The following is a 15,655-nucleotide window of genomic DNA, read 5'->3' on the forward strand; positions in this document are numbered from 1 at the left end:
ACCCACTTCGGCCCTGGCGCCGGGCGGGGGCGAGCGTATTGTGGGAATCGGCCTGCAGGGCGAGCGAGGGAGTTCGACCGGATGGCCCTGGGCGATGGGCGGAGGCTCCGCGCGGGGCGTTTGTCGACGGTCGGGCTGAGAGGCTGGATGGTCTGTGAGACCGGAAGGCGACCTCCACCACCTGATCCGGACAATGCCGGCGAAGGGAGCCCACCTTGCAGGTTTTCGCCTGCCCGCACGGCATTGCGGCGAGGTGCGTTCGCCTTGGCCGGCGTGCACCCGGCCGAGACCGCTGAAGGCGGTCCGGTGCAGAGCAGCAGGCCCCCGGTTGCGGGGCGCTCGGCCGCCGGACCGGGGCCGTTCGACCCATGCGCCGACCTTCCTGTTCCCTGGCTGGGATATAGGGGTTGGCCATGGGACGACCGGCTGGGAGCGCCGAGCCGCAGCTGCGCCGTCAGCTGGGGGTGCTCGACGCCGTGGTCATCGGGCTGGGGTCGGTGATCGGTGCGGGGATCTTCGCCGCACCGGCCCCCGCCGCCGGCGTGGCCGGGTCCGGTCTGCTGCTCGGGCTGGTCCTCGCGGCGGTGGTGGCGTACTGCAATGCCGCGTCGTCGGCCGGCTGGCCGCGCGCTATCCGCAGTCCGGCGGGACGTACGTCCACGGGCGGGAGCGGCTGGGCGCGTTCTGGGGCTACCTGGCCGGGTGGGGTTTCGCGGTCGGGAAGACCGCGTCCTGCGCGGCGATGGCGCTGACGGTGGGCGGCTACGTCTGGCCGGGCCAGGTGCACGTGGTGGCGGTGGCCGCCGTCGTGGCGCTCACGGCCGTGAACTACGCCGGTGTGCAGAAGTCCGCGTGGCTCACCCGGCTGATCGTCGCGGTGGTGCTCGCGGTGCTCGCGGCCGTGGTGGTGGCCGCGCTGACCTCGGGCGGCGCGGACGCGGCCCGGCTGGGCATCGGCGTGGATGCCACACCGGGCGGCGTGCTGCAGGCGGCGGGCCTGCTGTTCTTCGCCTTCGCCGGCTACACCCGGATCGCCACCCTGGGGGAGGAGGTCCGCGACCCGGCCCGCACCATCCCGAGGGCCATCCCGATCGCGCTGGGCATCACGCTCGTCGTCTACGCCGTGGTTGCCGTTGCCGTCCTGATGGTGCTCGGGCCCGAGCGGCTGGCAGCCGCCCCCGCGCCGCTGTCCGAGGCGGTGCGGGCGGCGGGCACCGACCGGCTGGTGCCGGTGGTGCGGGCCGGGGCGGCAGTGGCCGCGCTCGGCTCGCTGCTCGCGCTGATCCTCGGGGTGTCCCGGACGGCGCTCGCGATGGCCCGCGACCGTCATCTGCCGCACGTCCTGGCGGCGGTTCATCCTCGGTTCCAGGTGCCGCACCGCGCCGAGCTGGCGGTCGGCGCGGCCGTCGCGGTGGTGGCGGCGACCGCGGACGTGCGTGGGGCGATCGGGTTCTCGTCCTTCGGGGTGCTGGCGTACTACGCCGTCGCGAACGCCTCGGCGTGGACGCTGACCGAGGCTGAGGGCCGCCCGCCACGGATGGTTCCGGTACTCGGCCTGGTCGGCTGCCTGGTGCTGGCGCGTTCGCGCTGCCGCTGTTCTCGGTGATCTCAGGCGCGGCCGTCCTGGCGGCCGGTGCCGTCGCCTACACGGTTCGCCGACGCTGGTCCTCGTGAGCGGAGCCGGCCGAACCGAATCCGCCACCGCCGGGGGTCCGGATCTCCAGGGCGTCGCCGGCCGTGACGTCCGCGGTGCCGCAGCCGGGCAGGTCGTCAGCGGTGCCGTCGGCGTGCAGGACCCGGTTGGCGCCGAGGGCGCCGGGGGAGCCGCCGGCCAGGCCGTACGGGGGGACGCGCCGGTGGCCGGAGAGCAGGCTGACGGTCATCGATTCGCGGAAGCGCAGCCGGCGCAGCGCGCCGTTGCCGCCGTGCCAGCGGCCGTCGCCACCGCTGCCGGGGCGGACGGCGAACTCCTCGACCAGGACGGGCAGGCGCCACTCCAGGACCTCGGGGTCGGTGAGGCGGGAGTTGGTCATGTGGGTCTGGACGACGTCGGCGCCGTGGAAGCCGGGGCCGGCGCCGGAACCGGAGGCGATCGTCTCGTAGTACTGGTGGTGCTCGTTGCCGAAGCTGAGGTTGTTCATCGTGCCGGAGCCCTCGGCCTGGACGCCGAGGGCGGCGTAGAGCGCTCCGGTGATGGCCTGGGAGGTCTCGACGTTGCCGGCGGCGACGGCGGCGGGGTACACGGGGGCGAGCATCGAGCCGGGCGGGACGACGATCCGCAGTGGGCGCAGGCAGCCGTCGTTGAGCGGGATGTCGTCGTCGACGAGGGTGCGGAAGACGTACAGGACGGCGGCGGTGACGACGGCGGACGGCGCGTTGAGGTTGCTCTTCTGCTGGGGCGCGGTGCCGGTGAAGTCGATGGTGGCGGTGCGGTGTTCGTGGTCGACCCGGACCTGGACGGCGATGACGGCGCCGGAGTCGGTCTCGTAGCGGTAGGCGCCGTCGGCGAGGCCGTCGATGGCCCGGCGCACCGCCTGTTCGGCGTTGTCCTGGACGTGCCGCATGTAGGCCTGGACGACGTCGAGGCCGAACTGGTCGATCATCGCGTTGACTTCCTCGACGCCCTTGCGGTTGGCGGCGACCTGGGCCCGTAGGTCGGCGAGGTTGGTGGCCGGGTCGCGGGACGGGTAGGGCGCCTCGGTGAGCAGCCGCAGGGTCTCGGCCTCGCGGAGGCGCCCGTCCGTCACCAGCGGCCAGTTGTCGAAGAGCACGCCCTCCTCGTGGATCTCGCGGCTGGCGGCGGGCATAGAGCCGGGGGTGATGCCGCCGATCTCGGCGTGGTGGCCGCGGGAGGCGACGAAGAACAGCGGCTCTCGGCCGGTCGGGTCGAAGACCGGGGTCACCACGGTGACGTCGGGCAGGTGGGTGCCGCCGTGGTACGGGTCGTTGACGGCGTAGGTGTCGCCGGGGCGCACGGCGGGGCCGCGGCGGCGGATCACCTCCTTGACGGTGGTGCCCATCGAGCCGAGGTGGACGGGGATGTGCGGGGCGTTGGCGACGAGGTTGCCGTCCGCGTCGAAGAGGGCGCAGGAGAAGTCGAGCCGCTCCTTGATGTTGACGGACTGGGCGGTGGACTCCAGCCGGGCGCCCATCTGTTGGGCGATCGCCATGAAGAGGTTGTTGAAGACCTCCAGCAGGACGGGGTCGGCAGCGGTCGGGGCGGCCGGCTCGGCGCGGGCCCGGATCTGCTCGACCAGCAGGTGACCGGCCGGCGTCACGGTGGCCCGCCAGCCGTCGTCCACCACGGTGGTCGCATTGGCCTCGGCGATGACGGCCGGGCCGGTGAGGGTGCCGCCCGGTCGCATGGACTGACGTTCCAGCAGGGGGACTTGGCGCCAGGCGCCGTCGGCGTACAGCGGCACGTCGACGGGTTCGGAGGGTTGGGCGGGGGAGCGGGTGTCGAGTTCCGGCTGCTCGGAGAGCCCGGTGCCCTCGACGGCGAGGGCCTCGATGACCAGCGGCCGGTCCATCAGGAAGGAGTAGGTGGCGCGGTGCCGTTCCTCGAACTCGGCCGCCATGTCGTCGGGTTCGCCCAGCGGGACGCCGAGGGTGGTGTCGGTGCCCTGGTAGCGCAGCCGAGCCCGGAAGGCCAGCCGGATCTGCTCCGGCGGGGTGCCTTGGTCGAGCAGTTCGGCGGTGGCGGCCTCCGCCAGTCCGTCGGCCAGGGCGCGTACGTCCGCCATCTCCTCGGCCGCCAGCGGGCGTTCGACGGCGTGCTCGCGCAGGACGGTGGTGTCGGCCAGGCCGATGCCGAGGGCGGAGAGCACGCCGGCCATCGGCGGGACCAGCACGGTGCGGATGCCCAGTGCCTCGGCGACCGCGCAGGCGTGCTGGCCGCCGGCGCCGCCGAAGGTGGTCAGCGCGTAGCGGGTGACGTCATGGCCCTGCTGGACGGAGATCCGCTTGATCGCGTTGGCGATGTTGCCCACCGCGATCCGCAGGAAGCCCTCGGCGGCCTTCTCCGGTGATCTGTCCCCTACGTCGGCCGCCAGTTCCGTGAACCGGCGTCGCGTCAGTTCGGCGTCGAGCGGCTGGTCGCCGTCGGGGCCGAAGACGCGGGGGAAGTGCCCGGCCTGGATCCGGCCGAGCAGCAGGTTGGCGTCGGTGACGGTCAGCGGGCCGCCGCGCCGGTAGCAGGCGGGGCCGGGGTCGGCGCCCGCCGAATCCGGCCCGACCCGCAGCCGTCCGCCGTCGAAGCGCAGCACCGAGCCGCCGCCGGCCGCGACGGTGTGGATCGCCAGCATGGGCGCGCGCAGCCGCACCCCGGCGACCTGGGTCGTCACCACCCGCTCGTACTCGCCCGCGAAGTGCGAGACGTCCGTGGAGGTGCCTCCCATGTCGAATCCGATCACCCGCTCGCAGCCGGCCAGTCGGGACATCCGCACCATGCCGACGATGCCGCCCGCCGGGCCGGAGAGGATCGCGTCCTTGCCGCGGAAGTGCCCGGCCTCGGCCAGGCCGCCGTTGGACTGCATGAACATCAGCCGGACGCCGGCCAGTTCGTCGGCCACCTGTCGGACGTAGCGGCGCAGCCCGGGGGAGAGGTAGGCGTCGACCACGGCGGTGTCGCCGCGCGGGACCAGCTTCATCAGCGGGCTCGCCTCGCTGGACAACGACACCTGGGTGAAGCCGAGTTGCTCGGCGATCCGGCCGATTGACCGCTCGTGAGCGGGGTGCAGGTAGCTGTGCAGGCAGACCACGGCCACGGAACGGATGCCGTCGCGCAGGCACCCGCGCAGGTCCTCGGTGAGCCGGTCGAGATCGGGAGGGCGCAGCACCGTGCCGTCGGCGGCGATCCGCTCGTCCACCTCGACCACCCGGGCGTACAGCGGCTCGGGCAGCGCGATCTCGCGGGCGAAGATCTGCGGCCGGTTCTGGTAGCCGATCCGCAGCGCGTCCGCGAAGCCGCGGGTGATGACCAGCGCGGTCGGCTCGCCGGTTCGCTCCAGCAGGGCGTTGGTGGCCACGGTGGTGCCCATCCGGACGGCTTCGATGCCGGCTCCGGACGGCAGCAGGGCCCGGATCCCGGCTACGGCGGGGTCGCGGTAGCGGGCGGGGTCGTGTGAGAGCAGCTTGTGGGTCAACAGCCGGCCGTCCGGGGCCAGCGCGACGACATCGGTGAAGGTCCCGCCCCGGTCCACCCAGAACTGCCAGCCCTTGGATGTCGCCATGACCGGCTCCCTCCGCCGTGCCGAGTGGCGCCCCGTGCACGAGTATCCGTCCGGGTGAACCGGGCGGGCAATCGGAACACACTGGGCATGCGGGCCGACCAGAGAGGCAGCGATGACGACCACGACGGTAGGAGTGCTCCGGGAGACCGTACCGGGCGAGTGCCGGGTGGCTCTCGTCCCCGACCTGGTGCCGGCCGTCGGCCGGCTCGGGCTGACCGCGGTGGTCGAGCCCGGTGCCGGAGCCCTCGCCGGGTACCACGACGCCGACTACCGTGCCGCGGGAGCGACCGTCGTCGGGCGGACCGACCTGCTGCGTCGCGCGGACGTCCTGCTCGGCGTCCACCCGCCGACCGTCGACCCGGTGCACGGCCTGCGCCCCGGCCAGGTGCTGGTCGCGATGCTGCGCCCGCACCGGATCCCCTACCGGGTCCGGCAGTGGGCGGATCGGGGGGTCACCGCGATCGGCCTCGACCTGGTGCCACCCGCGCTGCCCGCCGGTTATCCGCTGGACGCCGAGGCCTCCCAGGCGAGGGTGACCGGCTACCAGGCGGTGCTGCTCGCGGCCGCCCGGCTGGGCCGTTGCCTGCCGCCCTGGGGCTCGGCGGACGGGCTGTTCGACCCGGTCCGGCTCCTCGTGGTCGGTGCCGGACACGCGGGCCTGCAGGCGATCGACACGGCCCGTCGTCTGGGCGCGCAGGTCCACGCGGTCGAACTGCGCCGCCGCGAGCGTGCGGCGGTCGCCGCCCTGGGGGCCGACCTGCTGGACCTGCCCTTGCTCCACCCGGTGGCGGACGATCGGGAGCTCCGGGAGACGCTCGACCTCAAGCGCTCCGCCTGGACGGCGGGGCTCGCCGAGGCCGTCACGCGCCACGACCTCGTGGTGACCGCCCTCGGGCTCCCCGGTCGCGTCCCCCCGGTGCTGCTCAGTACGGCCGCAGCGGCTGCGATGAGGCCCGGTTCGGTGCTGGTGGACCTGGCGGTCTGCCCAGAGGGCGGCAACATCGAGGGCGTCCTGCCGGACACCACCACGCTGGTCGGCGACGGGGTGGTGGTGATCGGTGCCGGGGAGTTGGCCGCGCAGGTGCCCGTCACCGCCTCGTGCGCGTACGCCCACAACGCGCTGGCGTTGCTCGCTCGCCTCCTGCGGGCCGCCGCGCCGGCGGACGACCCCGTCCTGGGGCCGATGCTGGTGACCCACCAGGGCATGGTGCTGCACGAACCCACCAGGCGGTTGCTGCTGGAGGCGACCGCCGTGGCGGGCCTGCCGTAGCCTCGGAAGCCCCGGGCCTCAGAGCCCGGCGTGCGAGAACAGCACCGCGTGGCGGGCGATCGACCCCGCGTGGGCCGCGCACTGCTGGTAGCAGCAGGACAGCAGCACGAGGTCGGCGATGTCGACCAGGTCCGCCGACTCCTCGTGGATCAGCAGTTCGTACAGCAGCCGCTGCCGTTGTCCGACCTCGTGCAGCTCCCCGAGGATGTCCGCGACGCCCTCGGGCGCACCGGATTCCAGGACGTCGGCCGCCCGTGCGGCCAGGTCCAGGGCGGCGTCGGCGATCCCGCGCAGCGGGGCCTGGAGCCGCTCGTCGACCGGCTCCCGTTCCTGACGCGCCCAGGCCGCCTCCAGCAGCCGCTGGGCGAGCTGCCCCAGGGCCTCCACCTCGGTGCCCACATGGACACCCGTGACGACCCCGGCCCGCCCGCCGAGCGTTCCGGCAGCGTCCTCCTCGATCCGGTCCCGCAGCTCGGCCAGTGCCTTCTCCGCCGCCGGGACCCCGTCGTCGGCCGGATCCGTCAGCGCGGCGGTCGCGCCGCACAAGGCGGCGTGCGCGAGCCGCACCAGTCCGGCCAACTCGGCGATCAGGGTGCGGTACTCCCGGTTCCGCTCTCCGCCATCAGACATCCGTTCGCTCCTGTCCTCCGCGGAGCGCCCGAGCGGCCTGTCCGGCCCGCTCCGCCTCCCCCTCGACCAGTGTTGCTCCGCCCGGTGCGGGGCGTACCCGGCGTCGGGCGGTGGCGCGGCGTCCAGGCGTACTTCGGTACTGCCGTCCGGGGCCGCGGCTATCGCGAAGGAGAGCCGGTCCGGCCTCTGCCCGACGACCGCACGGGGCCGGACCCCTGGGGTTCGGTCCGGCCCCGCACGCTTGCGTCCGGGGCGCCGCCGGGGCAGTCAGATCAGGCGGGCGCCCCAGGCGCGGGCGCGGTCGAGTTCGCCGCTGCGCAGCGGGCCGTCGACGCCCTCGACGATGAAGCCTTGGGGCTCGGCGACCACGTCGTAGTGGTGGCGGGAGAGCCGCTGGGCGATGCCCTCGGCGGCGCCGCCGCTACCGGGTGTGGCGCCGCGGGTGTCGAACGCGGCGGCGTAGGTGCCGGGTTCGGTCTTCGGGAGGTCGTGGAACCAGGAGCGCAGGCCCGGCCCCTCGGCGGTCTCCCGGGCTTCGGCGGCGGCGTCCTCGTGGCCTTCCTTGTGGCCCTCGGCGGTGGCCGCCATCCGGCGGCTGAGCCCGGAGGACATGCCGCGCATGTGGGTCGGGCCGCCGACCACCAGCAGGTCCGCGGTGCGGGTCACGTCCGCGCCGGCCTCGGTCACCGGGAGGCAGTCGACGGCTGCCGAGGGGTCGGCCTGGTGGACACCCTCGGCGATGGCCTCGGCGATCTCGCGGGTGTTTCCGTACATGCTCTCGTACACGATCACGGTGTGCATGGTCTCCACCTTTCCTCACCATCAGGTTCGCGCCGCGCGGACGGTCCGGACGCGGGCCGTTCGGCCCGGATCGGGTCGCCGGACGGTCCGTGTCAGTCGTGCGGGACGACGGCGATCGGGCAGTGGGCGTGGTGGAGCAGTCCGTGCGGGACGGAGCCGAGCCGCATGCCGGTGAAGCCGCCGTGCCCCCGGCGGCCGACGACCACGGCGAGCGCGTGCTCGGAGGCCCGGGCCAGTTCCTCGACCGGGTGGCCGTGCACCAGTTCGTGGGTCACTGCGACGTCGGGATGGAGCTCCTGCCGCCCGGCGGTGCTCTCGAACAGCAGACTCCGCAGGGTCTGCTCGGTGGCGTGCTCGTCGAGGTTGCCGATCGGCGGACGCTGCCACACCCAGAGGACGCGCAGGGCGGCACGTCGTTCGGAGGCGAGGTCGAAGGCGAAGTCGACGGCGGCCGCCGAGGACAGGCTGCCGTCCACGCCGACCACGACGTAGGGCGGCTCCTGGGTGACGTGCTCGGGGTCGCGGACGACGATCACCGGGCAGTGGGCCTGGGCGCTCACCGGGACGGCCACCGAGTAGGCGCTGAGCGCCTCCGCCGTCCGCCCCAGCCGACGGGAGCCCAGCACGACGAGCGCGGCGTGCGCGGACTCCCGGCACAGCGCCGGTGCCGGAACGTCCTCCGAGACGGCGGTGGTCACCGTCAGCCCGGGGTGCCGCTCCCGGGCCACGGCGGAGGCCCGGTCGAGCGCCTGGTCGGCCCGCTCGCGCAGGGCCTTGTGGTACCGGCCCTCGTCGAGGACCCGGTACTCGCGGTACAGCGACGGGATGGCGTGCACCAGGCGTAGCGGCAGGCCCCGGCGGTCGGCCTCGTCGGCGGCCCAGGTGGCGGTCATCCGGCCGGTGTCGAGCGCGTCGACGCCGAGGACGACGGGACGGCGCGTGCCGTCGGAACTGACGGCTGTCATGGCTCCTCCTCGGGCCCGTCGAACGGACCCTTGCTCCCACGCTAGGCAGCTCCGACGCCCGGCACGAGGGCCGACCGGCCCCAGCCGCCGGAGCCCGGCAGCCCCACCCGCGAGCCGGAACCGACGCCTTGCCGCGCAGGAGGCTGGTGGTCCCCGCGAACCTCCTCCTTCCCCTGGCCCTCCCCGCCCCGCCGAACTCGCGGCCGGAGACGGCCACGGCGGCGGCCCTTCAGTCGGCGAAGAGGTGGGGGTCGGGCGGTGCGGGCACGGCGGCGTCCTCGTCCTCGCGCTCGTGAGGGGAGTGGTGGAAGTGGTGGATCCGGGCGTCCGGGCCGGGACAGTACTCGGTGACCCGCTCGCTGTCGGACCAGCGCACGTCGTACGGCGGGCTGCCGTCCGGGTGGTGCAGGCCGACGATCTCGCCGTCCCTCCTGGTGGCGCCCGGCCGGGTGCCCTGGACGATGATGCGGTCTCCGACGGCGGCTTCCATGCCGTCCTCCTGGGGTCGATACGAGGACGGGTCCAGCCGTCCGTACCTCCATGGCACCACCGGAGGCCGGGTACGGAAGGGGCCGGAAGGGCCCGGGCCGGTGGCCCACCCGGCCCTGGAACCGCCGTTCCGGGCCGGCGAACACTGGCGGTACGACCAGCAGAGCCATCCCGGCACGGAGGAGGCGCGTCATGTCCGTCGCAGCCACCACGCACAGGCCACCGGCCTCGCGGACCTCCCTGCGGCAGCACGCCCGCCGGGCCGCCGGCCGGGACCGCAACCCGCTCTGCCGCCCGCTGGACCGGGCGTACAGCCGCCTGGTGGCCGGGTTCGCGCTGACGGTCCTGGCCGCGCTCGTCGTGGCGTCGGTCGCGGCGCTGGTCGTGTTCCGTGCGGAGGCGCATACTGCGGCCCAGGTCGCCCGGCACCGGCACGTCGTCAGCGCCGTCACCACGGGTCCGGCGCTGTCGGACGGCCTGCGGGCGGGCGGCGCGCGGGCGTATGCCCCGGCCCGCTGGACGTACCCGGCCGGGCCCGATGCCGGGACCATCCCGGTCCCGGACGGCACGCTCGTCGGGACGGCCGTCGTGATCGGGCTCGACGACGCCGGGCACCCGGTCGGCGCGCCCAAGGGAGCCACGCAGATCCTCTCGGATGCCGCCCTGCTGGGCCTGGGCACGGTCTCCGTGCTCGGGCTCGCCGCGGAGGGCGGCTTCGCGCTGCGCCGCCACACGCTGGACCGGCGGGCGGAGCAGAGCTGGGAGTCCGACTGGGAGCAGGTGGAACCGCGCTGGTCCGGGCGGCGATGAGCGGGCCGGCTGTCGGCCTCACAGACGGAAACGGCGGGTCTCGCCCGGTCGGATCGTCGCCTGCGTGCCGCGCAGCCGGATCACGACCGGGTCCTGCCGGTCCTCACGCAGGCTCACCGTGACCGCGCCCCGGTCGACGGCGATCGCGACGCCCCAGTGGCCGCGGTAGCGCAAGTCCAGCTCCAGCCGGCCGAGGGCGGACGGCAGGTGCGGGTCGAGCCAGAGGGCGTCCTCGCGGACCTCCAGCCCTGTGTAGCAGCGCTGCAGCAGGTCGACCGCGCCCGCCATGGCGCCCAGGTGAACACCCTCCGCCGTGGTGCCGCGCTGGCTGTCCTGCAGGTCGGCCACCAGGGCGTCGCGGAAGTACCGCCAGGAGGCGCGGCGGTCGGAGCGGGTGAGCACCCAGGCGTGCACCACGGAGCTGAGCGTCGAGCCGTGGACGGTGCGCCGCAGGTAGTAGTCGGTGGTGCGGCGGAGCAGTTCGTGGTGCGCGGGGTAGCCCAGGCGCCGCAACAGGTCGCGCACCTCGCGGGCGGAGAACAGGTACCAGAGCATCAGCGCGTCGGCCTGCTTGGACGCCTTGTAGCGGTTCACCGTGTCGTCCTCGGCCTCCAGGATCCGGTCGAGCCGGCGCAGGTCCGGGTAGCGGCGCCGGTAGGCGGCCCAGTTGAGCTCGGCGAGCTGCTCGTAGCCGTCGAACTGGCTCAACACGCCGTCGTGGAAGGGGACGTGGAGGTGGCGGCCGACCTCCTGCCAGCGGTCCAGCTCCGGATCGTCGAGGGCGAGGCGCTCGCGCAGCTCGTCGCGGCGGTAGGCGGGCAGGACGTCCAGGGCGTCCTGGGCGCGGGCCAGCACCCAGGACGCCAGCACGTTGGTGTAGGCGTTGTCGTCCAGACCGGGCCGGTCCGCCCCTGGATAGGCGTCGTGGTACTCGTCGGGGCCGAGCACCCCGCGGATCGACCAGCGTCCGCGGCTCTGGTCGTGGGTGGCGGCGGAGGACCAGAAGCGGGCGATCTCCAGCAGCGTCTCGGCTCCGGCCGAGGCGAGGAAGTCGCGGTCCCCGGTGGCCTGGTAGTACTGCCAGACGTTGTAGGCGACCGCCGAGCCGACGTGCCGCTGGAGGTGGCTGTGGTCGGGCAGCCAGCGGCCGGACAGCGGGTTGAGGTGCAGCTGCTGGGACTCTTCCCGGCCGTCGCTGGCGCTCTGCCACGGGTACATCGCCCCGCGCAGCCCGACCTCGTGGGCCTGCCGGCGGGCGGCGTCGAGGCGGCGGTGGCGGTAGCGGAGCACGGCGCGGGCGAGTTCGGGGAAGCGGAGGTTGAGCAGCCGGAGGACGAACAGCTCGTCCCAGAAGACGTGGCCCCGGTACGCCTCGCCGTGCAGGCCGCGGGCCGGGATGCCGACGTCAAGGTCGATCGAGTGCTCGGAGTAGGTCTGGAGCAGGTGGAACAGGTTCAGGTGCAGCGGGCCGGCGCCGTCGAAGTCCGCCTCGATCCGGCAGCGGCGCCACAACTCCGCCCAGCGCAGCGCGTGTTCGGCCAGTAGTTCCTCGAAGACCCCGGCCTCGGCGGCGAGCAGCCGGGAGGCGCGCAGCGGGGTCTCGATCGCCCGATCGCGGGAGGTGTGCAGCGCCACGGTCTTCTCGACCGTGACCGGTCGGCCACGGTCGGCCCGCACGGTGAGGACGTGGGTCGCCCAGCTGTCACGGGACTCGGTCGACACCGTGGCCCCGTTCGCCCTGGTGCGGGCGGAAAGCGCGATGCGCAACGGCGAGTCGGCCGCCGAGGCCTCCAGCCAGAGCAGTCCGTTCGCGTCCACGCCCTGGCTGGACGAGGCGAAGTGGCGCTCCGTCAATCCGCGGTAGCGGGCGACGCCGGTGTTGGCGACGTCACCGTCCAGCGCCGAGCGGACCTCCAGTCCACCCGACCAGTTCTCCGGAGTGATGGCGCTCTCCAGGGCGAGCAGATGAGGGCGGGCCTGGCTGGCGAGGCGGCGCTGCACCAGCCGGGTCCGCCGTCCCCGGTCGTCGACGACCAGGGCGGTGCGGGTCAGAACGCCCCGGAGCAGGTCCAGCTCCACGGTCTGTTCGGCAGGCGGGCCGGAGAACCAGACACCGCCCGACGGGCGGAATGTCAGCGGAAGCCAGTTCGGCCAGTTGACGAGGTCCTCGTTGGTCACGACCCGCCCCGCGACCGTCGAGTCCGCGCGGTCGTAGCAGCCCGCCAGGTACGTCCCCGGATAGTGGACACCGTCGGCGACGGATTCGGGCGCGGCACCCCGACTGACCACGTAGCCGTTGCCGACCGCGCACAACGCCTCCCGCAGCCCCTCCTCGGCGGGGTCGAAGCCCTGGTAGCGGAGGGTCCACGGGTCCGGCATGTCGGGTTGTCCCGCTGCTGCGTCCGCTGCCACCTCGCGACCTCCGCGCCGACGGGTCTGCCTCCAGTGTGCGCAGCGCGCCGCCGAGCCGCTCGCCGCTCTGCTCGGACAGCGGCATGTGCGGGTGGTGAGCGGACCGGCACCGGCGAGGAACGCCTGACTGGGGGGCCAGCGCGGTGAGTGCCCGGTGGACGGCGCGGGCGAGGATTCGGCAGGACCGACGGGCCATCCGGCGACCCTCCGTGGGCGACGGCGCCGTTCGGCGGCGCGGGCGGGGCCGGTCGGCCCTGCCGGGGCCAGGGGCGGACGTGGAGGCTGGAGGGGTAGAACGGCGACGGCCGAGGAGATGCGCCATGTCCACCGTCCACCCGCTGCGCAGCACCGCCGAGGCACTGCTGGCCGACGGCACCACCGTCCGGATCCGTCCGCTCGGCCCGCAGGACCACCAGGCGGTGCTCGACCTGCACACCGCCGGGATGTCCGAGGAGAGCCGCCGGATGCGGTTCTTCGGCGTCAGCCGCAACGCGCCGCGGCAGGCCGCCGACCGGTTGTGCGGGCCGCCGCGCCCCGGCTTGCTGGTACTGGGGGCCTGGGCGGGGGAGGAGCTGGTGGGCGAGGCGGACTGTGAGCTGCTGGACGATTCGCCGCAGACGGCGGAGCTGGCGCTCGCGGTGGCCGACCGTTGGCACCGTCGCGGCGTCGCGACCCTGCTGCTGGAGCACCTCGTGCACGCCGCCCGGGCCGTGGGCGTCCGCTGTTTCGAGGCCGACACCCTGGCCGGCAACCGCGGGGTGCACAAGGTGTTCGCGGACCTCGGCCTGCCGGTGCATCGCCGGCTCGCGCAAGGGGAGGTCAGGGTGCGGGTGCCGCTGGACGAGACGGACGAGCGCTACCGTGCGGCGGTCGACGAACGAGGCCGCCGGGCCGACGTGGCGAGCCTGGCCGCGCTGCTGCGCCCGGCCTCGGTCGCGGTGGTCGGGGTGTCCCGTCGGGAGGGGTCCGTCGGGCGGACCGTCCTCGCGAGGATCCGGCAGGGCGGCTTCGCCGGGCCGGTCTGGGCGGTCAACCCGCACGCCGCCGAGGTCGACGGCGAGCCCACGTACCCGTCCGTCGGCGCGCTACCGGCCGTGCCGGATCTCGCGGTGCTTGCCGTCCCGGCTGCCGCGGTGGGGGAGGTTGCCGAGGAGTGCGGCCGGGCAGGCGTCCGGGCGCTGGTGGTGCTCACCTCCGGGCTCGGCCCGGACGGCGCCCGGCGGCTGATGCGCGCCTGCCGCCGGTACAGCGTGCGGCTGGTCGGCCCGAACAGCCTCGGCATCGCGCAGGCCGATCCCGCCGTCCGGCTGGACGCCGAGTTCGGCGGGGCGTTCCCGAGGCCCGGAACCGCCGGGGTGGCCGTGCAGAGCGGCGGCGTCGGGATCGCCCTGCTGGAGCGGCTGGCCTGGTTGGGGGTCGGGGTGTCGAGCTTCGTCTCGCTCGGCGACAAGTACGACGTGAGCGGCAACGACCTGCTCCAGTGGTGGGAGGTGGACGGCCGCACCGACCTGGCCCTGCTCCACCTGGAGTCCTTCGGCAGCCCGCGGGCCTTCGCCCGCACGGCCCGCCGCGTCACCCGGAAGCTGCCGGTGCTGACCGTGGATGCCGGCCGCTCGGACGCCGGGCGCCGGGGAGCCGCCTCGCACACTGCGGCGGCTGCCACCCCGACCGTCACCCGGCAGACGCTGTTCCGGCAGGCCGGCATCACGGCCACCCGCAGCATCGAGGAACTCGTCGAGGCCGCCGCCCTGTTGCACGCCCAGCCGCTGCCCGCCCCGCGCGGCGCGGTCGCCGTGGTCTCCAACGCGGGCGGCATCGGGATCCTGGCTGCGGACGCCTGCGTCGACGTCGGGCTGACTCTGCCCGAACTCCCGCAGGAGCTGAGCGAGTTGCTGCCGCCCGGTGCTTCCGTTCGCAACCCGGTGGACACCACGGCGGCGATCGGTCCGACCGAACTGGCCTGCTTCCTCAGGGCGTTGGAGCACGAGGCGGCTGTGGACGCGATCCTGGTGTGCCTGGTGCCGACGGCGCTGGGCACCACCCCCGGCCGCGACCCGGTGCGTGCCCTGCTGGAGGGCCCGGCCCGGCGCCGCGTCCCGATCGCCGCCGTCCTGCTCGACCAGCAGGTGCCCGTCCGGTACCGCGGCTGCGCGGACAGCGGAGCACTGCCGGTGTACTCGGACACCGCAGCGGCGGCCCGCGCCCTCGCCCACGCTCGGGACCGCGCTCAGTGGCTCGCCGAACCGGCCTCCGCCGAGGTGGACCCGCCCGACTGTGACCAGCGCACCGCGCGCAGTCTGGTCGACGGCTACCTCACAGCCCACCGCGAGGGCGGCTGGCTCGATCCGCTGACCACCGCCGACCTGCTGGAGAGCTACGGCCTGCCGCTCGTCACCTCGGTCTGGGCGCGCGACGAACACCTCGCCGTGCTCACCGCCGCCGGGCTGCGACGCCTGGGGTACGAGGGCAAGGTCGCGCTGAAGGCGTACTGGCCGGGCCAGGTGCACAAGAGCGCCGCGGGCGCCGTCCGTACGGGCCTCGCCGACGACGGTGAAGTCCGCGCCGCCTACCGGGAGTTCGCCCGCAGATTCGGGGCGGACCTGGCCGGGGCGGTGGTTCAGCCGATGGCGGTGCCAGGGGTCGAGCTGCTGGCCGGCGTCGTCCAGGACCGCGTCTTCGGGCCGCTGGTCATCCTGGGCATGGGAGGCACCGCCACCGAAGTCCTCGCCGACCGGGTGGCCCGGCTCGCTCCGCTGAGCGAACGTGACCTCGCCACCATGGTCGCCGAACTGCGCGGCGCGCCCCTGCTGTCAGGGCATGCCGGATCACCTCCGGTCGACCTCTCGGCCGTGCGGTCCGTGCTCGCCCGGCTGTCCCGGCTGGCCGACGACTTCCCGGAAGTCGTCGAGGTCGACCTCAACCCCGTCATCGCCCGCCCCGACGGAGCCGTCTGCGTGGACGCCCGGGTCCGGCTCGAACCCCGGCCTTCCTTCGACCCCTACCTGCGGCGGCTCCGGCGGCCCACGGTCGTCGAGGGGGAGTGAACA

At 74.5% G+C, this 15,655-nt stretch carries 9 protein-coding genes and 1 pseudogene; 4 read left to right on the forward strand and 6 right to left on the reverse strand.

From position 1 onward, the window contains the following. Window positions 1–413: 413 nt before the first annotated feature. A pseudogene (locus ACZ51D_RS25165) lies at window positions 414–1,674 on the forward strand (APC family permease). Here ACZ51D_RS25165 and ACZ51D_RS25170 read toward each other — a convergent pair. After that, on the reverse strand, window positions 1,644–5,231 hold the full coding sequence (locus ACZ51D_RS25170; RefSeq protein WP_465663581.1) for a hydantoinase B/oxoprolinase family protein: 3,588 nt from the start codon (window positions 5,229–5,231) through the stop codon (window positions 1,644–1,646). The pseudogene ACZ51D_RS25165 and the gene ACZ51D_RS25170 overlap by 31 nt on opposite strands. Before the next feature lie 112 nt (window positions 5,232–5,343). On the opposite strand from ACZ51D_RS25170, the gene ACZ51D_RS25175 reads away from it, so the two are divergent. Continuing rightward, a complete protein-coding gene (locus ACZ51D_RS25175) occupies window positions 5,344–6,501 on the forward strand; it encodes a Rossmann-fold NAD(P)-binding domain-containing protein (protein WP_465621758.1) in 1,158 nt (385 codons plus the stop codon). A gap of 18 nt (window positions 6,502–6,519) precedes the next feature. Here ACZ51D_RS25175 and ACZ51D_RS25180 read toward each other — a convergent pair whose 3' ends face one another. The 4 genes from ACZ51D_RS25180 to ACZ51D_RS25195 form a co-directional block, all read right to left on the reverse strand. Then, complete coding sequence (locus ACZ51D_RS25180) at window positions 6,520–7,131, reverse strand: hypothetical protein (RefSeq protein ID WP_465621760.1); 612 nt, start codon at window positions 7,129–7,131, stop codon at window positions 6,520–6,522. Between the two features lie 267 nt (window positions 7,132–7,398). Then, window positions 7,399–7,932, reverse strand: coding sequence for a flavodoxin family protein (locus tag ACZ51D_RS25185; RefSeq protein WP_465621762.1), 534 nt, complete (start codon window positions 7,930–7,932; stop codon window positions 7,399–7,401). 92 nt (window positions 7,933–8,024) lie between these two features. Continuing rightward, window positions 8,025–8,897: a universal stress protein gene (locus ACZ51D_RS25190; protein WP_465663582.1), complete on the reverse strand. Its 873-nt coding sequence runs from the start codon at window positions 8,895–8,897 to the stop codon at window positions 8,025–8,027. A gap of 229 nt (window positions 8,898–9,126) precedes the next feature. Beyond that, a complete protein-coding gene (locus ACZ51D_RS25195; RefSeq protein ID WP_465621765.1) occupies window positions 9,127–9,387 on the reverse strand; it encodes a DUF1918 domain-containing protein in 261 nt (86 codons plus the stop codon). Window positions 9,388–9,578: 191 nt separating this feature from the next. On the opposite strand from ACZ51D_RS25195, the gene ACZ51D_RS25200 reads away from it, so the two are divergent. Beyond that, a complete protein-coding gene (locus ACZ51D_RS25200) occupies window positions 9,579–10,196 on the forward strand; it encodes an Rv1733c family protein (RefSeq protein ID WP_465663583.1) in 618 nt (205 codons plus the stop codon). An 18-nt stretch (window positions 10,197–10,214) separates the two neighbouring features. Here the strand turns inward: ACZ51D_RS25200 and ACZ51D_RS25205 are convergent, their stop codons facing one another. After that, window positions 10,215–12,575: a glycoside hydrolase family 65 protein gene (locus ACZ51D_RS25205; protein WP_465663584.1), complete on the reverse strand. Its 2,361-nt coding sequence runs from the start codon at window positions 12,573–12,575 to the stop codon at window positions 10,215–10,217. 353 nt (window positions 12,576–12,928) lie between these two features. Between ACZ51D_RS25205 and ACZ51D_RS25210 the strand changes: the two genes are divergently transcribed. After that, window positions 12,929–15,652, forward strand: coding sequence for a bifunctional acetate--CoA ligase family protein/GNAT family N-acetyltransferase (locus ACZ51D_RS25210; RefSeq protein ID WP_465621771.1), 2,724 nt, complete (start codon window positions 12,929–12,931; stop codon window positions 15,650–15,652). The last annotated feature ends 3 nt before the right edge of the window (window positions 15,653–15,655 follow it).

The sequence above is a fragment of the Kitasatospora sp. NPDC033851 genome (genome assembly GCF_055576085.1).